The following is a 24,192-nucleotide window of genomic DNA, read 5'->3' as shown; positions in this document are numbered from 1 at the left end:
CCGTGCCGTCCACGGCCTTGCGGGACAGAGACCGCCCTTATGAGATCTGACCTGTTGAACCGATGCTCAAATCGCATGCCGGAGAAAGAGGACACGACTGTGGCGACGACTGTCGACAAGAATTTCGCCAGGATCAAAGAAATCGTCTGCGAAATCCTCGAGTTCGAGGAGGATGAGGTCACGGCCGAAGGGTTGTTCAGTGAGGAGTACGGCGCCGACTCGCTGCGCGCCATCGAGATCCTCGGCTCGCTCGAGCGCGAATTCGGAGTGGTCATCGACCAGACCGAGCTCGTGCGGATGAAGAACCTTCAGGGCGTCTACGACGTCGTCGCCGAAACCGCCGGCTGGGCCAAGCAGTAGTCCCCGCGGAGGGAATGAGGAGCTGATGGCGTCACCTGACAGGCGGGTGGTCCTGACCGGGCTGGGAGTACTGTCGAGCATCGGGACCGGAGTGGAGGAGTTCACCGCCGGCCTGCGGTCCGGGCGCAGCGGTGCGGGACCGATCACGGTGTTCGACACCGCCGGGTTCGAGCATTCCACCGGCTGCGGCCTCGGCGAGTTCGACGCGGAGGCCTGGATCCGGCACCTTCCCGTCGACTCGCTCGGGCCCGCGACACGGTTCTCGGTGTCGGCGGCACGCATGGCCGTCGCGGATGCCGGTCTCGACCTCGGGACCCTGCGCGAGCGGCCCGGCATGATCTCCATCGGCACCACCGACGGCGAATCGCGCGACCTCGACGAACTGGTGGAGACAGAGCTGGCGCACGGCCCGGGGGCCATGGACCCGCGGGTCGCGGGTCGGCTCCGCGCCGCCCGGTTGTCCTCGGCCGTGGCCCTGGAGCTCGGCCTCACCGACGTGGAGGCGGTGACCATCCCCACGGCCTGCGCAGCCGGGAACTACGCCATCGGTTACGGCTACGACGCGGTCCGCTCCGGGGACGTCGACTTCGCCCTGTGCGGCGGCGCGGACGCGATGTGCCGCAAGACCTTCGCCGGGTTCTACCGGCTGGGCACCATCGCTCCCGACCTCTGCCGCCCCTTCGATGCCGACCGGAAGGGCATCCTCACCGGTGAGGGCGCTGGCGTACTGGTCCTGGAGGACCTGGAGTCGGCGCTCGCCCGCGGGGCCCGGATCTACGCCGAGGTGCTCGGCTACGGCCTCAACTGCGACGCCTACCACCAGGTCGCCCCGGACCGCGACAGCGTCGTACGGGTGATGGCTCTCGCACTGGAGAACGCCGGTGTGAAGCCGCACGAGGTCGACCTCGTCTCGGCGCACGGCACCGGTACGCAGGCCAATGACATCACCGAGTCCCAGGCGATCCGGGAGATCTACGGCGACCGGCCGCCGCGCACCGTGTCGGTCAAGTCGATGCTCGGTCACACCATGGGCGCGGCGAGCGCGCTGGCCGCGATCGCCTGCGCGCTGGCGATCACCCACCGATTCATACCGCCGACCATCAACCACAACCGCACCGACCCGGAGTGCCGGATCGACTGCGTACCCAATCATGCGGTCGAGGCCGACCTGCGGATCGTGCAGAACAACGGTCTCGGCTTCGGGGGCAACAACGCGGTCGTGGTCCTGGGCCGGTACGAGGAGTCCCGTTGAGCGAGCACGCAGGCTGGCCGGTCGCCGGAACCGGCGCGGTGGCCGCCATCGGCCGGTCCCCGGCCGAGATCTTCCGGTCACTGTGCACGAGCACGTCCGGTCTGCATCCGATGCGGGGCTTCGAGCGCTCGTACTACACCGGTGACCGGCTGTACGAGATCGACGACCGTGGCGGCGAGGGCGACGTACCGGGCCGGGCGACCGCCTTCCTCCTCGACGCGATCGCGCAGGCGCTGGCCGAGGCCGGAATGGCCGAGCAGCTGGGGGACATCCCGATCCTGGTCGGCACCGGGCTGCGGGAGCTGCGCTCGGTCGAGCTGTGGGCCCGCGGCGACGTCCCGTACTCGGCCGCGCGGCTGCACTTCGGCACGGCGCTGCGGGAGCGCTTCGGTGCGACGGTGACCCACACCGTCTCGAACGCCTGCTCGGCTTCGCTCTACGCCCTGTCGATGGGCACGGACCTGCTGGCCGCCGGCGCCGAGACCGTGGTCGTGGCCGGCGTCGATGCCGTCACCGAGAGCATGGTGGGGATCGCCGACAGGCTGCAGTCCGTGGCACCGGAACGCGTACGCCCCTTCGACCGCGGCCGGATGGGCACGATCCTCGGCGAAGGAGCATCGGCCGTGGTCCTGCGCCGCACCGAGGACCCCGCCCGCCCGGGCCCCGGCCGGGTCCGCGGCGTGGCCGTCAACTGCGACGCTCACCACACCACCGCGCCCCACGCCGGGAGCATCGCAGCGGCGATGCGGGACGCACACCGCAGGGCCGGGGTCACACCGGAGGACATCGATCTGGTGATGCTGCACGGCACCGGAACCCACGCCAACGACGACGCCGAAGCCCGGGCCATCCGGGCGGTGTTCGGCCCCGCCCCGGAGAAGGCACTGATGACGGCAATGAAGTCGATGACCGGCCACACGTCCGGAGCCTCCGGACTGCACAGCCTGATCGTCGCACTGCGCGCCATGTCGGCCGGGCTGGTCCCGCCGACACTCGGTCTGGACGAACCCATCGAAGAGGTCGGTGAGTTCCGGATCGTACGCGGCAAGGCAGCACCTGCGAACCTGTCGCTGGCGCAGGTCAACGCCTTCGGCTTCGGCGGGATCAACGCGGTCGCACTCGTGGCGGGCCGACGATGAGCGCGGTCGCCACCGGCGTGGGCCTGGCGGTACCGGGGGCCCGGTCCGCCACGGACCTCACCACACGGACCTCCGGGGGCGCGGCACCGGTCGACCCGGCGGAACGGATCGGCAAGAAGGGCCTGCGCCATCTGGATCAGGCGACCCGGCTCGCGCTCTGCGCCGCACGGGACGCGCTGAACGCCGCCGGACTGATGACCGGCGACGCGCGGCTGACTGCCACCGTCGGCGGCCCTCCGGCCGTGGGTGCCGAACTGCAGGTGCCCGCGGAGTCGGTCGCGGTCGTCGTCAGCTCGAACTTCGGCAATCTGGACTCGGTGTGCGAGGTCGCCACGACCATCGCGGCCGACGGCGGCACCCGGCTCCTCAGCCCGGTCTACGCGCCGCGGCTGTCGAGCAACGTCACGGCCTCGGAGATCGCGATCAGATTCGGGCTGCGCGGCCCGAACCTGATGGTGTGCAACGGCCCGACCTCCGGTCTCGACGCGGTGTACTGGGCCTCGGTGCTGCTGTCGGGCGGCCGCGCCCGGCACGTCCTGGTGGTGGGCGTCGAGCCGGCGAACGACGTCGTCCGCCGTCTCACCGGGCACGACCGCCCCCTGGACGGCGCCGCGGCGCTGGTGCTGGAGTCCCCGGCCGCCGCCGCAGAGCGCGACGCTCCGGTGCTCGCCGAACTGGGCGGCTATGTCCGGACCGGCGGACTGACCGGCTGCGTCTCCGCCCTCGGCGGCATCCCCCGTGCCTGGCTCGCGCCGCGGCGCGCACCGGCGGACGTCCTCCCGGGCGTGCTCCGGCACGATCTGGAGCACCGCTGGGGCCCGGCCTCCGGCGCACTCGGGGTCCTCCAGTGCGCCGCTGCGGTGGGTCACTTCGCCGCGGGTGGCGGCGGCCCCGTGTACGCGGTGGCAGGTACGGACGGCGACGACGCCGTCGCCGGACTCGTCCTGACCGCACCGGGCTCCCGGACGGCGGGGAACGGGGTGGGCAACGCGTGAGTCCGGCATCCCTGCCCCACGGCATCAGGCACGTACTGCTCCGGCAGCGCACGATCAGCGCAGGCACCGGACCCCGGGTACTGCTGCTGCACGGAATGGCCGACAGCAGCACCGTCTGGGAGCGGCTGCTCGCTCTCGTCCCGCACCACGCCGATCTGCGCCGAGCGGAGATCCACACGGCGGAGCTGCCCTGGCGGGGCACCGGGCCGCCCGACTGGGCTCACCGCCCCGACTGCGCTTCGTGGCTCGCAGAGACCCTGGAGGAACTGGCGGCCACCGTGGGTCCGGCCGACGTCGTGGTGGCGCACTCCTTCTCCGCCATGCTCCTCCTCGACCTGGTCTGCGGTGCGGCCGCAACCAGCGGGCACCGGCTCGGGGGAATGGTGCTGGTGTCCCCGTTCTTCCGGCCTCGGCCCGCCGACTTCGACTGGGGCACCATGACGGGTCTTCCGGAGCAGTTCATCCGCACCATGGAGGAAGGCATCCGCGTCGCAGCCGGGCCGCGGTCGAAGCCGGAGCTGCACCGCGCCCTGGCGGAGCGGCTGTGCGAGGTGATCGGCCCCTACGGCTGGTCGCGGTTCTTCGAGCTGTACCTCCGCACACCTTGGCTGCGCACCACGGACGTACGCATGCCCGTGCTGGTCGTGTCCGGCGCCGCTGACCGCATCGCGCCGACCCGGGAGGCGCATGACCTGGCCGCCCGGATGCCGGCCGGGGCTCTTCACCCGATCGAGGAGTCCGGGCACTTCCCGATGGCCGAGCAACCGGCCCGGTTCGCCGATGCGCTCGGCGATTTCCTGCGCCGTATCACGGCCGTCCCCGGGACGACCGGGGAGCGGCCCCGTTCAACGCTAGTGGAGCGAATCTGATGGCTGACATCGACACCGCGGTCAAGAACGTGGTCACCGAGACCACCACGGTCTCCCTCACACCCGGGTACGAGGGCGCGAACATCGGCACGTACATCGGCTTCAAGCACGTCAACTACCTCGTCGAGAAAGCGGTCATCGAGCACTTCCGGAAGCAGGGGCTGCCGGTCGGCGGACTCTACGAGCGGTACGGGCTGGGCTTCGACCTCGTCGAGCTGGAGGCCCGGCTGCGCGGCGGGGTCTTCGTCGACGACGAGGCCACCCTCGAGGTGAGGCCGGTGACGGGCGACGACGACACGGCGTTCCGGTTCAAGGTGGCGATCACCGTGCTCCGCGACGGCGAGCCGAAAAGGATCGTCACGGCCTCGGCGGCGGCCGTACTGCGCAGGGACGAGGACGACCGGCGGCTGCCGGGCCGAGTGCCGGCTCCGGCCGTACTCGACCGCTTCACCGTGGCCGCGCTCGGCACCCCGGAGCCCGGCGCCGCCGTCCCGAGTACGGACGGGGACCTGCCGTCCGGCGGCTCCACCGACCGGGACCCCGTGCTGGACCAGCTCCTGGCCGGCCGCAACGGCCACGCCTGGAAGTTCCGCATCCCCTATCCGTACGTGCACTTCTTCAGCCGGATGCACATGTCGGCCTATCTGCGGCAGATGGAGGAGGCCAAGCACCGTTTCGTCGACGCCCGCGGCATCTCCATCGGGGCGCAGCTCGCCGAACGGAACTGGATCCCGGCGGTCACGCACTCCAGCATCCGGATACTCGGCGAGGCCCTCCTCGAAGAGGACCTCTACACCGTGTACACGGTCGAGAGCGTCTTCAAGAATTTGCTCTACACCGCGCGCATGGACTGCTACGTGGTGCGGGACGGCCGGCTGGTCCGGACGGCCACGGGTGTGATCACGCACGGCTACGGCGTCGTGGAGAACGGCAACCAGGCACGGGTGGTCACCTGGGACGACCGGATCGACCGCGCCCTCAAGGGCCTGTCCGGTGAGGAGTCGTGACGGCCCCCGTCATCACCTCCTGGTCCGCGGTGTCGCCCTACGGCCTCGGCCGGGGGGCCTTCGTGGCCGGCGTGGCGGCGGGCAGGTCCGCGGTCTCCCGGCCCGAGGACTGGCCAGTCCCGCGACAGCGGGTCGCACCGGTGCCGGACTTCGTCACCGCGGAGGTGCTGGGGCGCAAGGGCACCCGGTCCATGGACCGGGTCTCGGCCCTGGCCGCGGCCGCTGCCGACGAGCTGCTCGGTGCCGACAGCCGCCATCGCGAGGTCGCGACCGGTGAACGGGCGGCGCTCGTGCTCGGCACCACCGCCGGCAGCAGCACGAGCATGATGGACATCACCCGGGACACGCACACACGCTCGATGCCGTTCCACATCGACACCCCGCGGATCCCCAACGCCATCATGAACAGCCCCGCCGCGCAGTGCGCCATTCGGCACGGTCTCAAGGGTCCCAACACGACCGTCGCGGGCGGCAGGGTCGCCGGGCTGTTCGCGCTGCGCTACTCCCTACGGCTGCTCTCGTCCGGCCACGCGCGCTCGGTGCTCTGCGGCGGTGCGGAGGAACTCACGCAGGACCGAGGCTGGTTGGAACACCTGGTCGGCGATCGGGACCGGCCGACCGTGCTGGGCGAGGGCTGCTCACTGCTGCTGCTGGAACCCGCCGCGCCCCCCGACCGGCCGGTGCTCGCCGAGGTCATCGGCGTCACCCTCGGGGTCTTCCGCGAGGACGGTCCGGACGGCGCGCTGGCGAACTGCCTCTCCCGAACCATGGCGCGGGCCGGGGTCACGGCGGCCGACCTGTGGGCCGTGTCGCCCGCGGTCGGGCAGGCCGAAGTCCGTCTCGACGGGCACACCCCGCTGCCCCTGCCCGGTGCGGAAGTCTGGGGAGACGCCGGCGCCGCGGCGGCCCCCTTCCAGATCGCGTCCGTACTGGCCGCGGCAGAACGCGACCCCACTGCGCGCGGACGCGTGGCGGCCGTTCTGTCGGCCGATCGCGACAACGTGCTCGGCTGTGCCCTTTTCCGCATCGCGAAGGACCGAGGGAGCCACTATGTCTGACAATCCGTCACCGGTCGCGCTGGTGAGCGGCGGGTCACGCGGCATCGGCCGGGCGGTCGTACGCCGCTTGGCCCAGGACGGCTACGACGTCGCATTCTGCTACGTCAGCGGCGAGCAGCCGGCCCGTGAGCTGGAGAAGGAGATCGCAGAGCTGGGGAGGCGCGCGGTCGCCACCCGGGTCGACGTGACCGACGCCGCTGCCGTACGCGCCTGGGTGCGCGGCACGGAGGACGGACTCGGTCCGATCGGCGCCGTGGTGACCTCCGCGGGTGTGACCAGGGACAGCGCCCTGGCGCTGATGGCGGACGAGGACTGGCACACCGTCCTCGACGTCAACCTCGACGGCATGTACAACGTCTGCCGCTCCGCGATCTTCGAGATGATGAAGAGCCGGTCCGGGGTCATCGTCAACCTGTCCTCGGTCGCGGGCGTGCAGGGCCACGCCCGGCAGACCAACTACGCGGCCGCCAAGGCCGGAATCATCGGGTTCACCCGGTCCCTGGCCAAGGAAGCAGGTCCGTACGGGATCCGGGCGAACGTGGTCGCCCCCGGGTTCATCGACACCGACATGACAGCCGTCCTCCCCGAAGCCGCCGTCCAGGATGCCGTCGGGAGGACGGCGTTGCGCCGGACGGGCCGGGCCGAGGAGGTCGCGGACCTGGTGTCGTTCCTGGTCTCCCCCCGTGCGGCCTTCATCACCGGCACCGTACTCGAGATCGACGGTGGCATCTCGCTCTGAGTGCCCCGCAGGAAAGGAGTCACCCGGCATGGCCCGGAAAGCACCCCGCTGGTACTTCTCGCTCCGCAGCCCGTATTCGTGGTTCGCCTACCGCGACCTGATGGACCGCTACCCAGACGTGGCGGACTCGATCGAGTGGATCCCCTTCTGGGAACCGGACGGCCGGACCCAGTCGCTGCTGGAGGACGACGGCGTCCGGCTGCCGATCGTGGAGATGTCCCGCGCGAAGAACTTCTACATCCTCCAGGACGCCCGGCGACTCGCCGAGGCCCGCGGGCTCTCCGTCACCTGGCCGGTGGACCGCGACCCGAACTGGGAGAACTCCCACCTCGGCTACCTGGCGGCCGCGGACGCCGGCCTGGGCCGGGAGTACGTGGCACTGGCCTACCGCGCCCGCTGGCAGCAGAGCCGGGACATCACCGACCGGGCCGTCATCGCCGAACTCGCCGTCGAACTCGGCCTGGATCCCGTCCTGGTGGCCGACGCCCCGGACGATCCGGAGCTGCGGCGCCGGGGGGCCGAGGCGCTGACCCGCTCGTACAAGGACGGACTCTTCGGCGTTCCCTTCTTCATCCACGGGCACGACAAGTTCTTCGGAGCCGACCGGCTGCGCGCCTATGTCGCGAAGGTCCGCGGCCAGGAGCCGGGTCCGGACACCGAACTCACCTGGCTGGACGAAGCGGGCCTGCTGCCCGAGCCGGTACCGGCCGGCGGGGACGCAGGCCACGCGGGCGGCTGCGGCTGACGCCGCGGCCGCCGCCGAAACGAACAACGGAAGGATTCCCATGACCGCCGAAACCACCTTCGATCCCGAAGAGCTGCGCGAGATGATCGCCGACGTCCTGGAGGTCGACGCCGAGTCGATCACGCCGGAGATCGACTTCGTCCGCGACCTCGGCGTCGATTCCCTCCTGGCCCTGGAACTGGCCGTGACGCTGGAGCGGCACTACCAGGTGAAGATCGAATCGCATGAGATCGGAGACGTACGGACCATGTCCGACATCTCCGCGCTGCTGCTGGGGAAACTGCGGAGGTCGGCGGCGTGACCCAGACCCGCCCGACCGGGCAGTACCTGCTCGTCGAGACCCAGTCCGGCGACAGGGCGGAGCGCTTCCTCGCCGACGCCGCGGGGCTCGCCGACGCCGGTGAGCGGGTGTGCCTGTTCCTCGCCGCGGACGGCGTCGCACTCGGGATCCGCGGAGCGAGCGCCGGACTGCCGCGGTTCCTCGACGCCGGCGGGCAGGCCTGGATCGACGAGTTCACCCTCACCCACCGGGCACTGCACCACGCACCGCTGACTCCCGGGGTCCGCACCACCGGCATGGGCGACCTGGCGGACTGGCTGCTGGAGCCCGGCACCCGGGTGGTGTGGCACTGACCATGGCCGCCATCGTCGAACGCCGCACCTGGGACGTCCTGGTCGTCCTCACCGCACCGCCCCACGCGAACGACACCCTCACCAGCGTGCTCCGGCTGGCCCAGGCCGTTCTCGACCGGGAGCGCACCATCAGGGTGTGGGCGTGCGGCTACAACACCATGCTGACCCAGGCTTCGCTGGGCGACACCAAACCCGCGGACCTGCGCGACCCGGCGAGACCGGCGCCGACGGCCGGCGCTCTGATCCGGGGCCTGCTCACGGCGTACAAGGGCCGGTTCAGCTGGATCGTCTGCACGGCCTGCAGCGCGGAGCGCGGAGCCCGGGACCACATCGCCGAGGTCCGGCTGCGCTCCGACGCCCGGCTGGCCGCGACGATCGCCGCGGCCGACCGGACCGTCTACATCGGAGGTGCGTAGATGGCCTACCTGGTCGTCATCGACCGCGGCTACCGCGGCAGCGTGGAGGCGCAGTTCTTCGACGCGCTCTACGGGGTCGAGATGCTCGGTGAGCAGCTCGGGGGCATGGACGTGGTGTTGCGCGGGACCGGCGTGACCGCCGCGCTGGCCGGCGCCCATCCGCCGCCCGAGGTCAGAGTGGGGCCCACGGTGCTGAGCACCCTCGCGGATCCGCGGCGATCCATCGGTACTCTGGTGGACAGGGGAACGGCCGTCTATGTCGACGGGCCCGGGCTGACGGCCCTCGGCCTGGACCACGCTCCCCTGCTCCCCGGAGTCACCAGGATGGACACCTCTCGACTCACCGCTCGCTGGGGGGACTACGCCGGAGTGTGGTTCCTGTGAACGGGCGGCGCGGCTACGCCCGGCCGCTCGACGGGGCCGACCGGAGCACGGCCCGCGCCGAGGCGGACGGGCTGCTGATCGAGGCGGTCAAGGTGGTGCGGTCCACCGATCCCTACCTCGCCGGCCACTTCCCGGGGGTCACCCTCTATCCGGCGATATTCCTCCTCGACGGCATCCGGCAGGCGGTCGGCACCGAGCTCCGCCGTTCCCCGTCGCTCGCCGGACACCTCGGCCCGGGCGGCCCTGGAGAGGACTGGCTCGAACTGGGGACGCTCGACTCGGCACGGGTGCTCAGGCCGATGCTCGAGGGCGACGAACTCCGTCTGAGGATACGGGTGTCGCCCGGACGTCCGGGCGTCCTGCGGGCCGCACTCGACTGCCGCCGCGCCGACGGCGAGCAGGTCGCGAAGATGACCGTCGAACTCGTTCGGGGAGGCACCTCGTGAAGTCAGGGTACGGGCAGCTCCTCGCCCTCCTTCCGGTCCGGCACCCGATGGTGCTGGTGGACCGCGTCACCGACTTCGACCGTGGCAGGACCATCGGCACCACCAAGGCAGTGACCGGCAGCGAGCCGTGCTTCCAGGGCATGGCCGAGGACCTCCCGGCCGAACGGTACGCCTATCCCCGGTCCATGATCCTGGAGTCCTTCGGGCAGTCCGCGGCGCTGCTGTGGCTCGGCAGTCACGGCCCGGACGCAGAAGGGGACAGCCTGCCGATGGTCGGCCGGCTGCGGAACTGCGCGTTCACCGGTTCCGCGTTCCCCGGCGACGTGATCCGGCACCGCGTACGGGTGGAACGGCTGGTGGAGGGAAACGCGTTCATGACCGGTGAGAGCCTGGTCGGCGATCAGGTACTGCTCACCGTCGGATCCCTGATCGCCGTGGCACGTCCGGTCGGCGTGGTGACCGGTGGGGCTGCGGCGTACGCCGCAGCCCCCTTCGTCACGCCACCGCCAGGGTGCGGGCCTCACCCGCCTGGCATTCCATCGCCCGGGCGAAGGCCTGGAGCACCCGGGGCATGGTGAACCAGCGCCCGCCGACCTCGGCCACGAGGTGCTCCGACTCCAGCTGCGCGGTCAGCCGGTCGGCCTCGGCGACGGGGATGCCGGCGAGCGCCGCTCCCGTCTCCAGCGTGAAGCCGGTCTGATCGACATGGCCGATCTTCCGGAAGTAGCGCTTCGCGTCGAGGCCGAGCCTTCGGTAGGAGAACTCCAGTTCGGCCCGGATGGAGTTGCCGCTGTCGCCGTCGAGTGCGAGGGAAAGGAGCTGGCTGCCGTCGCGCATGGTGCGGACGAAGTTCTTGAAGCCCTGCCCGGGCCGGTCGACGAACTTCACGGCGGCCAACCGCAACACGAGCGGCAGGTAACCGCACAGCTCGGCCAGTTCCTCCAGTTCGGCACGTGCGTCCACCACGTACTCCTCGTCGACCACGGCACTCAGCACGGTGCAGGCCGCCTCCGGGGTGAGCACGTCCAGGACCAGCCGCTGCGCGGCTTCTCGGGCCACCAACCCGGACATCCGGTTGCGGCTGGTGACGACGGTCCGGCAGTGTTCGCCGGTGGCCAGCAGCGGGCGGACCTGCTCGGCGTCGGAAGCGTTGTCGAGGACGACGAGCATGCGGCGCTCGGCGATCAACGACCGGTACCGCTCCACCCGTCGCAACGGATCCGCCGGGCAGTCCCCCTCGTGCACACCCAGACTTCCGAGCAGCACGGCCAAGGCATCGTGGCTGCCCAGCGGACCGTGCGAGCCGCGCAGATCGACGTACACCTGACCATCCGGAAAATCGTCGATCCGGCGGTGCGCCCACCGGATCGCGAACGCGGACTTCCCGACCCCGACCGAGCCCGTCACCAGGAAGACGCCTCCCCCTGGGCGCCGACGGTACAGCTCGTCGGCAACGGTGAGCTCGGCCCCTCGGCCGGCCAGGAGCGGCACGTCGAGCGGGAGGTGCCGGGGCACGCTCCGCTCCTTCGACCCCTCGGTGACCGAATCGTCCTGAGCGGCCCTCCCGTCGGAGCCTTCCCTCGCCCCTGCCGCGTAGAGCGCCTTCCAGCGGCCGAGCCACCGCTCGGTGGTCTCCACCACCTTCTCCGGCGGCTGTCCGGCGTACACCAGGCACGCCGTCACGAAGGACGAGACGAATTCCGATCGCGGCAGTTTGTCACCACGCAGAATCGTCGAAACCGTACTGCGCGGCAGAGCGTCGACCTCGTCTCCATTGGATGCTCTGACCTTTCCTCCCAACTGCTGCAGACGCCGCATGGAAGGCTGTCCGACATTCAGCCTTAGTTCTCGCAGTTGCTGCACGAATTCCGAAGCATCGAAAGGTTCCATCCTCGACAATCACCCCCGTAAATTGTCAAATGTTTAACAGTTCTCGCCTGGCCCGCTCATTGGCCGGCCACTGATCCCGCTCTCGCACGGTCCGACATGTCGCTGCCGGAGCTCCTCGCCGCCAACCCGAATAGCACTCCGCCGAGAATGAACCAAGGGTTCCACACCGCGAGCGTCCAGAATTTCTGAGCGGCGCTGACCTCACCCACGGCCGAAACGCCGGCGATGAGGAGCACCTCGACGAGGATGCCCCGGACCAGCAGCAGGAGGCAGATCGCCCGCCCCAGCAACCGGAGCATGCGCCACCGGCGGCCGTGCACACCCCGCCGCTGCAGCCCCATGGCGACCGCGGAGCCGATCAGGCACAGGAAGCCCACACCCCAGAGCCCTCCGGCCACGAACCAGGCCGGACGCTCGGACGCGAGCTGCTCACCGGACGAGACGTCCAGCCCTGCTTCACCACCGAGGGCCCAGAAGAAATGCAGAAGGGCGAAGGCCGCCGCCCAGCCGGCAGCGAGATACCCATGACGACGTAGCCACCCGAAACGCAATCCCAGACCCCCGTATTGCGACCGTCCCGAGTTCCCCCGGCGCTGCCGGTCCAGACTCGTCGGCAGCAGACGACACAACTCTACCAGTGCGCAAATGTCTTTCGCATGTGCGATGTTGGCGACACGTCAGGGATGCTCAGGCCCCCTGTGGTCCGCCTCACCGGCCCGTGTCAGCAGCCTCGCCCGAAGGGCCGGAGCGATTTGCTCCAACGCCTGCGGCTCCGTCATCCGGTTGTGCTCGCAGTCGATCTCGATCTCCGTTATCCGGCCCCTGATCAGGGGCTGCCATGTCATTGCGAAGTCCGGCTCATTCGGATGGGTGCGCTTCGCGGTGAAGAACAGCAGGTCGGTGTCGACCGTACGGCTGAACGGCTCACCCAGCATCGCCGTCTGCCTGCCGAGGATCTCCGGGAGCGCGGCCAGGCTGCGCTCGCCCAGACCGGCCAGCGGGTGGTCGATCTCACGCAGGAACGCGTGCACCCGGCCGAAGTCGAGCCCTTCACCGGCCGCTTGCGGCAGGTCCAGGCCGACGTAACGCAGAGCCTGGAACATCACGTCGGTGTCCGGATCGGTGTAGTCGGACCCGGGGAGCGTGGTGTCGAGCATGGCCAGCAGGTGCACACGCTCCCCCTGGTCACGCAGCAGCCCGGCGATGGCGTGGGACACCGCGCCGCCGGACGACCAGCCCATGAGCTGGTACGGGCCGTGAGGCTGTACCTCGCGGATCCTCTCGAGGTAGTCGACGGCCATCTCCCCGACCGACTCCGCGTACCCGCCCCGCCCGTCCAGGCCGCGGGCCTGGATCGTGTAGACCGGCTGATCCTTGTCGAGGTGGTGCAGCAGGCCCGCGTACACCCAACCGAGCCCGGTTGCCGGATGCACACAGAACAGCGGAGGCCGGCTGCCTTCGGCACGCAGCGGCAGCAGGACGTCGAGGGAGTCCGCTCCGGAGTGTTCCGGGCCGCCCGCATCGAGCCGGTCGGCCAGCCCCGCCACGGTCGGCGCTTCGAACAGGGTCCGCACGGCGAGGTCGACGCCCAGCCGGTCCCGTACCTTCGCCACGAGCCGGGTGGCGAGGAGCGAGTGCCCGCCCAACTCGAAGAAGCTGTCGTCGATACCCACGGCGGGCACCCCGATCACTTCGGCGAACAGGTCGCACAGCGCCTGCTCCCGGCCATCGCGCGGCCCGCGTCCGCCGGTGGGCTGTACGGCCCCAGGCGCCGGCAGCATCCGCCGGTCCAGCTTTCCGCTGGCCGTCAGCGGCAGCCGCTCCAGCGGTACGACCGCCGAGGGGACCAGATGGCCCGGAAGTTCACGGCGCGCGAAGTCGATCAGCTCGGCCGGCTCGGCCTCGTGGCCTTCGGCCGCCACGGCATACGCCACCAGCACCGTGTCCCCCTGCTGGTCTCGCAGCGGGATCACCGCGACCTGGGCAACGCCGTCGTGCCGGGCGAGCACCGCCTCGGTCTCGCCAGGCTCCGCCCGCTGACCGCGGATCTTGACCTGGTCGTCGATGCGGCCGACGAACTCCAGCTGGCCGTCGGAGCGCCAGCGGACCAGGTCGCCGGTACGGTACATGCGCTCCCCTGCATCGCCGAACGGGCAGGCGACGAAGCGTTCGGCGGTCATCCCGGGACGCCCGAAGTAGCCCCGCGCCAGACCGGACCCGGCGAGATAGAGCTCACCGGTGACCCCGGCCGGCACCGGATTCATGCCGTGGTCCAGCACGTAGGTGCGGTAGTTGGTGAGCGCCCGGCCTATCGGTGCCACTCCGGCGGCGTTGCCGTCGTCGTACCACTCGGTGGCGTAGACGCACGCCTCCGTCGGTCCGTACAGGTTCGCGATCCGCACGCCGGGCGCTGCGGCCCGCAGATCGTGCACCAGCCGCGGACTGACCGCTTCCCCCACCAGGATCACGGTACCGATCCGCAGCCGTCCGCCGGCGGCGAGGGCGGCCGACATCGCGGACGGCGCCGTGCACACCAGGCTCGCCTCGGGGCGCTCCCCGTCTGCGAGGGCGAGCACGTCACGCACCACCTCGATGCTGCCGCCGTGCAGCAGCGGCAGGATCATGTCCGACACCGAGACGTCGAAGGTGACCGAGGTGGAGGCCAGTGCGGCGGCGAACACGTCGGCGGAGAAGGTCTCTCCGGCCCACACCGACAGGTTCGCCACGGCGCGGTGCGCCACCACCACTCCCTTGGGCCGCCCGGTCGAGCCCGAGGTGTAGATCACGTAGGCGGCGTTGTCGGGGTGCAGCGGAACCGACCGGTCCGCGTCGGTGAGGTCTCCGTCGTCGAGTCCGCGGAGGGCGGCCTCGGTCTCCGGGTCGTCGAGCACGATACGGGGCAGGCCGTCGGGCAGAACGGCCGCACCGGCGCGGTCCGTCACCGCCAGCACCGGACGGGCGTCCTCGACCAGGCGGCGCACCCGCTCGGCGGGATGGCCGGGGTCGACCGGGAGATACGCAGCACCGGCATTCAACACCGCCCACATCGCGACCGGCAGCAGCGCGGTCCTGGGCAGGGCCAGCGCGACCCGCTGCTCAGGGCCGCAGCCGTTGGCCACCAGCATGCGCGCCAGCCTGTTCGCGGAGGAGCGCAGCTCGTCGTAACTCAGCCGCGTGTCCCCCGCGCGCACCGCCGTGGCGGCGCCGTCACGGGCGGCGGACGCGGCGAACAGCTCGGGCAGGGTGGCCGAGGGAACCGGTGCGGCAGCACCGTTCCACTCGTTCAGGATCCTCCGCCGCTCGGACGCGTCGAGCAGCTCGACCCGGCTGATCCACTGCTCCGGGTCCCTGGTGATCGCCTCCAGCATCAGCAGCAGGCGATCGGCGATGCTCGCCACGGTCTCCCGGTCGAACAGATCGCTGCTGTAGATCAGCGCGCCGCGGGCGCCCCCCTCCCGGCCGTCCTCGTGGTACCGGGCCTCGAGGTGGACCGACAGGTCGAACATGGTGGCGTCGGTGCCGACTCCGAGCGGCTCCGCGGACAGCTCCGGAAGCCGCAGCTCGGTGTCCCTGGTGTTCTGGAAGGCGAACATCACCTGGAACAACGGATGCCGGGCGGCGGACCGGACCGGGTTGACGGCCTCGACCAGGTACTCGAACGGGAGATCCTGGTGGGCGTACGCGCTGACGTTGGCCTCCCGCACCCGGTCGATCACCTCGCGGAACGTCGGATCGCCGCTCGTGTCGGTGCGCAGCACCAACGTATTGACGAAGAATCCGACGAGGTCGTCCAGGGCTTCGTCGGTGCGGCCGGCGATCGGCGACCCGACCGGAATGTCGGTGCCGGCTCCGAGCCGGGTCAGCAGGGCGGCAAGCGCCGTCTGGACGACCATGAACGCCGTCGCGTTGCAGTCGACGGCAAGTTTGTTGATCCGGGCGTGCAGCTCCGGCCCGTAGCCGAAGTCGACGCTGCCACCCGCGTAGCTCGGGGTCCTCGGCCGCTGCCGGTCGGTCGGCAGTGGCAGCTCGTCAGGAATCCCGGCCAGCGCCCGCCGCCAGTACGCGACCTGCTCGCCGACGAGACTGTCCGGATCGTCCGTACGGCCGAGCAGATCGCGCTGCCACAGCGCGTAGTCCACGTACTGCACGGGGAGTTCGGTCCACTCCGGCGTCCGTCCGGCACAGCGTTCCGTGTACGCACCGCTCAGATCGCGGGCGAGCGGGACCAACGACCATCCGTCCCCGGCGACGTGGTGGAGGACCAGCACGAGCACGTGCTCCGTCGGTGACACCGTGAGCACCCTGACCCGCAGCGGCAGGTCCGTGCGCAGGTCGAAGTCCCGTTCGGCGATCCCGGCGATCGCCTCGGCCACCCGGTCCCGGTCGACCTCGCCCACCTCGAAGTCCGGACGCGTCTCTGCCGGGGTGAGGATCCGCTGGTGGGGTACGCCGTCGGTCTCGGGGAAGACCGTGCGCAACGTCTCGTGCCGCGCGGTGACGTCGGCCACGGCGGCGGCCAGCGCCCGATGGTCCAGCGGGCCCGTCAGCCGCGCTGCCATCGGCAGGTTGTACGCGGCGTTCGAGCCTTCCAGACGGTTGAGGAACCACAGCCGCTGCTGGGCGTGGGAGAGCGGCACCCGCTCCGGGCGCTGCCCTCGCACGACCGGTGGCCGCCGACTGTCACCGGACCGGTCGAGGATCTCCACGAGCCCCGCCACCGTCTGCGTGGTGAACAGGTCACGGATCGCCAGATCGACACCGAACGTGACCCGGACCAGGGAGATCAGCCGGGTCGCCATCAGAGAGTGGCCGCCGAGGTCGAAGAACCCTTCGTCGATGCCCACCTCCGGCAGGCCGAGAATGTCCGCGAAGATCCGGCAGAGTGTCTCCTCGCGCTTGTCGCGCGGTCCGCGCCCGGCCTTGCGGCCTTCGTGGTCGGGGGCCGGCAGCGCCCGCCGGTCCAGCTTCCCGTTGGGGGTCAGCGGCAGTTCGTCCAGGACGACGAAGGCAGCCGGGACCAGATGCTCCGGCAGCAGGCCTCCGAGGAAGTCGCGCAGGTCCATCGGCAGGGGCCTGTCCGGGCCCGCCGGGACGACGTAGGCGAAGAGCCGGGTGTCGCCGGACGCGTCCGCGCGCGGCACGACGACGGCGTGTCCGACGCCGTGGTGACGCGCCAGGGCGGCCTCGATCTCGGCGGGCTCGACCCGGAATCCGCGTACCTTCACCTGGTCGTCGGCGCGGCCGAGGTACTCCAGCTGCCCGTCGGACCGCCAGGCCGCCACGTCGCCCGTGCGGTACATGCGCTCCCCGGCCCTGCCGAAGGGGCAGGCCACGAAGCGCTCGGCGGTCAGGCCGGGGCGGTGCAGATAGCCGCGGGCCAGCTGGGCACCGGCGATGTACAGCTCGCCGGCGACCCCGGGCGGAACCGGGCGCAGCGTGGAGTCGAGCACGTACAGGGCGGTGTTCCACACCGGACCGCCGATGGGCACCGAGACCGCGCCCGGCTCGTTCCGGCACTCCCAGGCGGTCACGTCGACCGCCGCCTCGGTCGGCCCGTACAGGTTGTGCACAGTGGCGCCGATCGTCGTCCGGGCCCGTTCGGCCAGCTCGGCCGGCAGCGCCTCGCCGCTGCTGATCAGCCGACGGAGGTCCGGCAGCCGTACCGCGGCGGGCTCCGCGACGAAAACCGCGAGCATCGAGGGCACGAAGTGCGCTGTGGTGACGCGCTGTTCGCGCATCAGGTCGGCCAGGTACACCGGGTCCTGGTGACCGCCCGGCCTGGCCACCACCAGCGTGGCGCCGGTGAGCAGCGGCCAGAAGAACTCCCACACCGACACGTCGAATCCGGCGGGGGTCTTCTGCAGTACCCGGTCGGTGTCGTCGAGCCCGTACCGGTCCTGCATCCACATCAGCCGGTTGACGATACTCGCGTGGGACACCACCACGCCCTTGGGCGCTCCGGTGGACCCCGACGTGTAGATCACGTACGCGGGATGCTCCGGGAGGCGAGTGACCGGGCCGGACGCCGGCGCGTCGCCCGTCGGCTCGGCGCCGAGGAGCGGGTGGTCCTCGGTGAGGGTGAGCACCGGGCGGGCGTCGTCGAGCAGGTACCGGATGCGCTCGGCGGGGTAGCCGGGGTCGACCGGGAGGTACGCAGCACCGGTCTTGAGGACCGCCAGCAGCGTGACGACAAGGGTTTCGGAGCGGGGGAGGACCACTGCCACGCAGGTCTCCGGTCCGGCACCGTGCTCTGCGAGCAGCCGTGCGAACCGGTCGGCCCGCAGGTCCAGCTCGGCGTAGGTGAGTTCGGTGCCCTCGAAGACCACCGCCGTGCGGTCGGGGGTCCGGGCCGCCTGCGCCGCGAACAGCTCCGGCAGGGTGGTGCGCGGCACGTCGTGCGCGGTTTCGTTCCAGCCTCGGACGACCTGCTCCTGCTCGGCCTCCTCGAGCAGGTCGGCCGCGCCGATCCTCCCCCCGGGATCGGCGGCCATCGCGGCGAGCATCCGTGCCAGGCGGCCGGTCAGCAGCTCGACGTCAGCCGCGTCGAACAGGTCGGTCGAGTACTCGACCATGCCCTCCAGTCCGCCGGGGGAACCGTCCTGGGTGAAGGTCTCGCGCAGGTGAACGGCGAGGTCGAACTTGTTCTGTACGATCCGCTCGACCGGCTCGGCCTGGGCCGCCAGGCCGGGGAACGCCGGCTCCGGCGGGACTCCGTGCAGCGACAGCAGGACCTGGAACAGCGGCATCCGGCCTGCCGAGCGGTCGGGGTTGAGGATTTCGACCAGGCGCTCGATCGGCACGTCCTGGTTGGCGTAGCCGCCCAGGTTCGTCTCGCTGATGCGGTCGAGCAACTCGTGCCAGGTGGGGTTGCCGCCCGTGTCGGTGCGCAGCACGAGCGTGTTGAGGAAGTCGCCGACAAGGTCGTCGAGCGCGGTGTCGGTGCGCCCGGCGACGGGCGTGCCGAGCGGGATGTCGGTGCCGCAGCCCAGCCTGGTGAGGAGGGCGGCGAGCCCTGCCTGGCTGACCATGTGGAGGCTCGTGCCGGAGGACGCGGCCAGGTCGGCCAAACGGCTGTGCGTGCGCGCGTCGATACGGAACGACAGGGTGGCCCCGTGGTAGTCGCCGCTCTTACCGCGCGGTCGGCTTCCGGGCAGCCGCAGGTCTTCGGGCAGATCGGCCAGGGCCCTGCGCCAGTAAGAGATCTGTTCGGCGACCAGGCTGTCCGGATCGTCCTCGCGGCCGAGGAGTTCGCGCTGCCACAGTGCGTAGTCCGCGTACTGCACGGGCAACGGCGCCCACCGCGGCCGACGGCCGTCGAGGCGGGCGGCGTAGGCGTCCGTGAGGTCCCTGGTCAGCGGTCCCATGGACCAGCCGTCCCCGGCGATGTGGTGGAGCGTCAGTACCAGCACGTGGTCGTGCTGGGACAGGGCGAGCAGTTCGGCTCGCAGGGGCAGTTCCTCGGCCAGGTCGAACACGTGGGCACAGGCGTCTGCGAGCCGTGCGGCCAGTTCCGCGTCGGTGGTCTCGGTCACCTTCAGTTCGACCCGGGCCTGCTCCGGGGACACGATGTCCTGGTGCGGGACGCCCCCGACGTCGGGGTAGCGGGTGCGAAGCACTTCGTGCCGGTCGGACACGTCCTGGACGGCCGCGGCCAGTGCCGCACGGTCGAGCTCTCCGGTGAGCCGCACCGCGATCGGCATGTTGTACGTGGCGCTCCCGCCCTCGAGCCGGCTGAGGAACCACAGCCGCTGCTGCGCGTGCGAGAGCGGCGTGTGCTCGGGGCGGCGCCGCCGCTCCACCGGCCGACGCCGGGTCCCTGCGGCCTTCTCCAGTACGCGGCCGAGTCCGGCCACCGTCGGCGTCACGAACAGGTCCCTGATGGCCAGGTCGACGCCGAGGGCGTCGCGGACCCGGGAGACCAGCCGGGTCGCCAGCAGTGAGTGGCCGCCGAGGTCGAAGAACCCGTCGTCGATGCCTACCCTGGGCAGTCCGAGGACTTCGGCGAAGATCCGGCACAGCATGGTCTCGCGCTCGTTGCGCGGGCTCCGGCCCGAGGTACTGCCGAGGATCGCGGGCGCCGGCAGCGCCCGCCGGTCCAGCTTGCCGTTCGTGGTCAGCGGCATGCGGTCCAGCACGACGAACGAGGTCGGCACCAAGTAGTCGGGCACCACGCGCCGCAGGTGCTCACGCACGGACTCGACCAGCGCGTCCGAGGCCAGCACGGCGGCCGGGGCGTTCGTGTACACGCGACCACCGGAGGCCGGGCGCGCACCGGGGCGGTAGCCGGCCACCGGCGCCTGCCCGGGTGCGCTGAACGCCACCTCGAGTGTGCCGCCGTCGAGGTCGGCGCCGGCCCAGGTGACGGTGGTCCGGTAGCCGGCCTCCTCGCCCAGCACTGCGAACTCCTCCGGCTCCGGCAGCGCGGACGCGTCCGCCGCGAGTGCGGCCTGTGCGGCCTGCAGGTCGCCGGCTTCGAGTGCCCGTGCGGCGGTGAGCTCGCCGGCGATCCGGCGGTTGGGAACACCCGTGACCCGCAGGCCGTCCGGCCGGGCCGCCAGCGCCGCACGCAACGTGTCCGCATCGGCGGCGTCGCGCCCCCAGACGAGCTCCCTGACGGCGGTGGGCTCGGGCTGCGGCTCCGTGCGCAGCACCACGTCGTAGCGGTGGCCGGTGAGCTCGTTGCGGTCCGTGCCGGACTTGACCGCGAGGTCCGCTGCCACGGCCAGGCCGGCGAAGTAGTCCGGGTCGACGAGCAGTTCCGTCTCCCGCGCCACGGCGAGGTCGACCGTCCTGCGGACCTCTGCGGCGTCGCGGACCGTGGCGTCGGTGGCGAGCAGTTCGACGGACGTGCGCAGGGCGCGGTGGAGCCGGAGGTTGCGGACATCGCCGACGAACACGTTGCCGCCCGGGACGACCAGGTCGAGCGCCCGGGTGAGCACATCGGTCAGGTAGTCGGCACTGGGGAAGTACTGGATCACGGAGTTGACGACGACGGTGTCGAAGAACCCCGTGGGCAGTCCGTCGAAGTCGTGGGCCGGCTGTGCACGCAGCTCGACCCGGCCCTCCAAATCGTGCCGGCCGTCGAGCTGGGCGCGGACCCGGTCGATGACGACCTGGGAGATGTCCGTGCCCCAGTAGGACTCGCAGTCGGGCGCCAGCGGCGCGAGGAGCAGACCGCTGCCCACTCCGATCTCCAGCACCCGGCGGGGCCGGAGCTCCCGTACCCGCGCCACGGTCGCGTCGCGCCACCGCTGCATCTCCGCGACCGGGATAGGCTGCCCGGTGTAACTGCTGTTCCAGCCGGAGAAGTCCTCGCCGAGACCGCCCGACAGGCCCTCGTGGTGGGCGTCGTAGGTGGCCTGCCAGTTGCCGAGCTGCTGCCGCTCGGCCGCTTCCTCCAGGTCGGCGCCGTCCCCGGCAGCCACGAGGTACGCGGCCAGCTGCCGGTCCCCGGGGCGGTCCTCCCGTGCCAGCACGGCGGCCTGCTGCACCCCGGGGTGCCGGGTCAGTACGGCCTCGACCTCACCGGGTTCGATCCGGAAACCGCGGATCTTCACCTGAGCATCAGCCCGGCCGACGTAGTCGACGTGACCGTCCGCCCGTAGCCGGGCAAGGTCTCCGGTGCGGTACATCCGCTCCCCGCTACGGCCGAACGGGCAGGCCACGAACCGCTCCGCGGTCAGAGCCGGGCGGCGCAGATAGCCGGCGGCCAGGCTCGCGCCCGCCACGTACAGGTCTCCCACCACGCCCGGCGGCACCGGGCGCAGGGCCTCGTCGAGCACGTAGACCCGGGTGTTGTCCACCGGCCTGCCGATCGGAGGGCCGTCCGGGCCGGACAGCTGCTCGCTCATGGTGGCGATCACCGTCGTCTCGGTCGGGCCGTAGGCGTTGAACATCCGGTTGCCCGGCGCCCACCGCCCGACGAGTGCGCCGGGGCATGCCTCGCCCGCCACCGACACGGTCAGGCCGGCCGGCAGCACCCCCTCGGGCATCGCCGCGAGAACGGACGGCGGCATGGTGAAGTGCGTGAGGCGCTGGTCCCGGATGAACTCGGCGAGCTCGTGGCCGGGCATGAGCCGGTCGGCCGAGCGCAGGAACAGCGTGCCGCCGTTCAGCAGCGCCATGCAGCAGTCCCAGAACGCGACGTCGAAGCTCGGTGAGGAGAACTGCAGGACCCGGCTGTCCGGCCCCGCGCCCAGGCGTTCGCGCTGGGTGCGGGCCATGCTGGCCACGCCGCCGTCCGTCACCACCACGCCCTTCGGCTTCCCGGTGGATCCCGAGGTGTAGATCACGTACAGCGGGCTGTCGAGCGTCCGGTTCTGCGGCAGCTCCTCCGTGCCGTACCGGTCCAGCTCGGACACGGTGCGCTCGTCGTCGAGCACGAGGACCGGGCTGCCTGCCGGCAGTCGCCCGGACAGCGCTCCGGTCGTCACCGTCAGCACCGGGCGGGAGTCCTCGAGCAGGTACGCGATGCGCTCGGCCGGGTATCCGCTGTCGACGGGGAGGTAGGCGGCTCCGGCCTTGGCCACGGCGAGCATCGCCGTCACGAGCTGCACCGACCGGGGCAGCGCCAGCGCCACCAGCTGTCCCGGGCCCGCACCGCGCTCGCTCAGCAGCCGGGCCAGCCGGTTCGCCTCGGCATCGAGCTCGCCGTAGGTCAGCGTGGTCTCCTCGGACACCAGCGCCGTGGCTTCCGGGGCCGCTGCGGCACGGGAGCGGAAGAGCTCGGCGAACCCGCTGGCGGGGACTTCCTGTTCGGTCCGGTTCCACGACTCCAGCACCTGCTCGCGCTCACCCGGCAGCAGCAGCTCCAGGGCGTCGGGCCGCAGGCCGGGGTCGTCGGCCATCGCCTCGAAGACACGGACAAGGCGTGCGCCGAGCCGCTCCACGCTCTCCCGGTCGAACAGGTCGGTGGCGTACTCGATCGTGCCGCCGAGGCCCGCGGGACGGCCCTCGTCGTCGAACTGCTCGCCCATGCTGAACGCCAGGTCGAACTTGGAGGTGGCGGTGTACAGCTGCTCGCCCTCCACGACCAGCCCCGGCAGCCGCAGCTGCGGGAGGGTGTTGTTCTGGAACGCCAGCATCACCTGGAACAACGGGTGCCTGCCCAGGCTCCGGTCAGGGCGGAGGATGTCGACCAGCCGCTCGAAGGGCAGCTCCTGGTTCGCGTAGGCGCCCAGCGCCGTCTCCCGGGACCTGGCGATGAGTTCGCGGAACGAGGGGACGCCGGCGGTGTCGATGCGCATCACCAGGGTGTTGACGAAGAAGCCGACCAGTTCGTCCAGCCCTTCGTCGGTGCGGCCGGCGATCGGCGAACCGAGGGGGATGTCGGTGCCCGCGCCCATTCTGCTCAGCAGCGCGGCCAGCCCGGCCTGCACCACCATGTAGAGGCTGGCGTCCGACCGTGCGGCCAGGTCGGACAGCCTCCGGTGCAGCTCCGCACTCACCTGGAAGGCGACGTTGCCGCCCTGGTTGCCGGGCGCGCCGGGACGCTGCCGGTCCACCGGGAGCCGCAGCTCGTCCGGCAGCCCGGCCAGCGCCTTGCGCCAGTATTCGACCTGCTCACTGATCAGGGACTCCGGGTCGTCCTCGCCGCCGAGCAGCTCCTGCTGCCACAGGGTGTAGTCCGCGTACTGGACCGGCAGCGCCGGCCAGTCGGGCGTCCGTCCGGTGCGGCGGGCTTCGTACGCGGTGGTGAGGTCACGGGCGAGGGGAGCCATCGACCAGCCGTCCGCGGCGATGTGATGGATCACCAGCGCCAGCACATGTTCGCGCTCGGACAGGGCGAACAGCCGTGCCCGGATGGGTATTTCCGTCTCCAGGTCGAAGGCTCCGGCCGCCAGCTCGGCTAGTTCGCCGTCCAGCTCCTCCGGCGCGACCTCGGTGACGGAGGCCTCCAGCCGGGCCTCGCCCGGGGCCAGGATCTTCTGGCCGGGCACGTCGTCCTGGCTGACGAAGACCGTGCGCAGCGGCTCGTGCCGGTCGACGAGGTCCTGCAGCGCAGCAACGAGTGCCGCCCGGTCGAGCGCACCCGTCAGCCGGAGCACGGCAGGCATGTTGTAGGTGGCATTGGGCCCTTCCAACCGGTGGAGGAACCACAGTCGCTGCTGTGCGTGCGAGAGCGGGATCATGGGTTCTCCTCCGGGCTGCGCAGGCGCTGAATCTCCATGGGAGGCTCTGCTCTGCCCGGCACGCCGTGCAAGGTCCGAGACGGCACCGGACGAAACGGGACACCGAATCCTGCGGGAGCGGGCACGGA

At 71.3% G+C, this 24,192-nt stretch carries 18 protein-coding genes; 15 read left to right on the top strand and 3 right to left on the bottom strand.

What is annotated here, in order from left to right:
• The first annotated feature begins 75 nt into the window (after positions 1-75).
• Genes ACPU2J_RS25810 through ACPU2J_RS25740 form a run of 15 tightly spaced genes read left to right on the top strand, consistent with a single transcriptional unit; the run spans position 76 to position 10,621 of the window.
• Complete coding sequence (locus tag ACPU2J_RS25810) at positions 76-360, top strand: acyl carrier protein (RefSeq protein ID WP_423834088.1); 285 nt, start codon at positions 76-78, stop codon at positions 358-360.
• 25 nt (positions 361-385) lie between these two features.
• Positions 386-1,612, top strand: coding sequence for a beta-ketoacyl-[acyl-carrier-protein] synthase family protein (locus tag ACPU2J_RS25805; protein ID WP_399820530.1), 1,227 nt, complete (start codon positions 386-388; stop codon positions 1,610-1,612).
• A complete protein-coding gene (locus ACPU2J_RS25800) occupies positions 1,609-2,751 on the top strand; it encodes a beta-ketoacyl-[acyl-carrier-protein] synthase family protein (RefSeq protein WP_423834087.1) in 1,143 nt (380 codons plus the stop codon). The genes ACPU2J_RS25805 and ACPU2J_RS25800 overlap by 4 nt, the downstream gene beginning before the upstream one ends.
• Positions 2,748-3,746 carry a beta-ketoacyl synthase N-terminal-like domain-containing protein gene (locus ACPU2J_RS25795; protein WP_423834086.1) on the top strand — a complete coding sequence of 333 codons (999 nt, stop codon included), beginning with the start codon at positions 2,748-2,750 and terminating at the stop codon, positions 3,744-3,746. Before ACPU2J_RS25800 ends, ACPU2J_RS25795 begins: the two co-directional genes overlap by 4 nt.
• Entirely contained in the window at positions 3,743-4,615 is an 873-nt protein-coding gene (locus ACPU2J_RS25790) for an alpha/beta fold hydrolase (RefSeq protein ID WP_423834085.1), read from the top strand. Before ACPU2J_RS25795 ends, ACPU2J_RS25790 begins: the two co-directional genes overlap by 4 nt.
• Complete coding sequence (locus ACPU2J_RS25785; protein WP_399820538.1) at positions 4,615-5,622, top strand: hypothetical protein; 1,008 nt, start codon at positions 4,615-4,617, stop codon at positions 5,620-5,622. Before ACPU2J_RS25790 ends, ACPU2J_RS25785 begins: the two co-directional genes overlap by 1 nt.
• Entirely contained in the window at positions 5,619-6,680 is a 1,062-nt protein-coding gene (locus tag ACPU2J_RS25780; protein WP_423834084.1) for a beta-ketoacyl synthase N-terminal-like domain-containing protein, read from the top strand. The genes ACPU2J_RS25785 and ACPU2J_RS25780 overlap by 4 nt, the downstream gene beginning before the upstream one ends.
• Positions 6,673-7,419, top strand: coding sequence for a 3-oxoacyl-ACP reductase FabG (gene fabG / locus ACPU2J_RS25775; RefSeq protein ID WP_423834083.1), 747 nt, complete (start codon positions 6,673-6,675; stop codon positions 7,417-7,419). The genes ACPU2J_RS25780 and fabG overlap by 8 nt, the downstream gene beginning before the upstream one ends.
• A 28-nt stretch (positions 7,420-7,447) precedes the next feature.
• Positions 7,448-8,164: a 2-hydroxychromene-2-carboxylate isomerase gene (locus ACPU2J_RS25770; protein ID WP_423834082.1), complete on the top strand. Its 717-nt coding sequence runs from the start codon at positions 7,448-7,450 to the stop codon at positions 8,162-8,164.
• A 40-nt stretch (positions 8,165-8,204) separates the two neighbouring features.
• Positions 8,205-8,465, top strand: a complete 261-nt coding sequence (locus tag ACPU2J_RS25765; protein WP_423834080.1) for an acyl carrier protein — start codon at positions 8,205-8,207, stop codon at positions 8,463-8,465.
• The gene (locus tag ACPU2J_RS25760; RefSeq protein WP_423834079.1) at positions 8,462-8,797 is read left to right on the top strand and encodes a hypothetical protein; all 336 of its coding nucleotides are present in this window, start codon (positions 8,462-8,464) and stop codon (positions 8,795-8,797) included. Before ACPU2J_RS25765 ends, ACPU2J_RS25760 begins: the two co-directional genes overlap by 4 nt.
• A complete protein-coding gene (locus tag ACPU2J_RS25755) occupies positions 8,788-9,213 on the top strand; it encodes a hypothetical protein (RefSeq protein ID WP_423834078.1) in 426 nt (141 codons plus the stop codon). The genes ACPU2J_RS25760 and ACPU2J_RS25755 overlap by 10 nt, the downstream gene beginning before the upstream one ends.
• On the top strand, positions 9,214-9,597 hold the full coding sequence (locus ACPU2J_RS25750) for a hypothetical protein (protein WP_423834077.1): 384 nt from the start codon (positions 9,214-9,216) through the stop codon (positions 9,595-9,597).
• On the top strand, positions 9,594-10,043 hold the full coding sequence (locus ACPU2J_RS25745; RefSeq protein ID WP_423834076.1) for a hypothetical protein: 450 nt from the start codon (positions 9,594-9,596) through the stop codon (positions 10,041-10,043). Before ACPU2J_RS25750 ends, ACPU2J_RS25745 begins: the two co-directional genes overlap by 4 nt.
• On the top strand, positions 10,040-10,621 hold the full coding sequence (locus ACPU2J_RS25740; RefSeq protein WP_423834075.1) for a 3-hydroxyacyl-ACP dehydratase FabZ family protein: 582 nt from the start codon (positions 10,040-10,042) through the stop codon (positions 10,619-10,621). Before ACPU2J_RS25745 ends, ACPU2J_RS25740 begins: the two co-directional genes overlap by 4 nt.
• Here the strand turns inward: ACPU2J_RS25740 and ACPU2J_RS25735 are convergent.
• The 3 genes from ACPU2J_RS25735 to ACPU2J_RS25725 form a co-directional block, all read right to left on the bottom strand.
• On the bottom strand, positions 10,539-11,933 hold the full coding sequence (locus ACPU2J_RS25735; RefSeq protein ID WP_423834074.1) for an NB-ARC domain-containing protein: 1,395 nt from the start codon (positions 11,931-11,933) through the stop codon (positions 10,539-10,541). The two genes, ACPU2J_RS25740 and ACPU2J_RS25735, sit on opposite strands and share 83 nt — an antisense overlap.
• A gap of 56 nt (positions 11,934-11,989) precedes the next feature.
• Complete coding sequence (locus ACPU2J_RS25730) at positions 11,990-12,484, bottom strand: DUF3995 domain-containing protein (RefSeq protein WP_423834073.1); 495 nt, start codon at positions 12,482-12,484, stop codon at positions 11,990-11,992.
• 126 nt (positions 12,485-12,610) lie between these two features.
• Positions 12,611-24,064, bottom strand: coding sequence for an amino acid adenylation domain-containing protein (locus ACPU2J_RS25725; protein WP_423834072.1), 11,454 nt, complete (start codon positions 24,062-24,064; stop codon positions 12,611-12,613).
• Between the last annotated feature and the right edge of the window lie 128 nt (positions 24,065-24,192).

Origin of the sequence: Streptomyces manipurensis (assembly GCF_049570255.1) — a bacterium.
Lineage (GTDB): Bacteria > Actinomycetota > Actinomycetes > Streptomycetales > Streptomycetaceae > Streptomyces > Streptomyces manipurensis.
The sequence above is the reverse complement of the archived record's forward strand: the minus strand, read 5'-3'. Positions and strand labels throughout refer to the sequence as shown.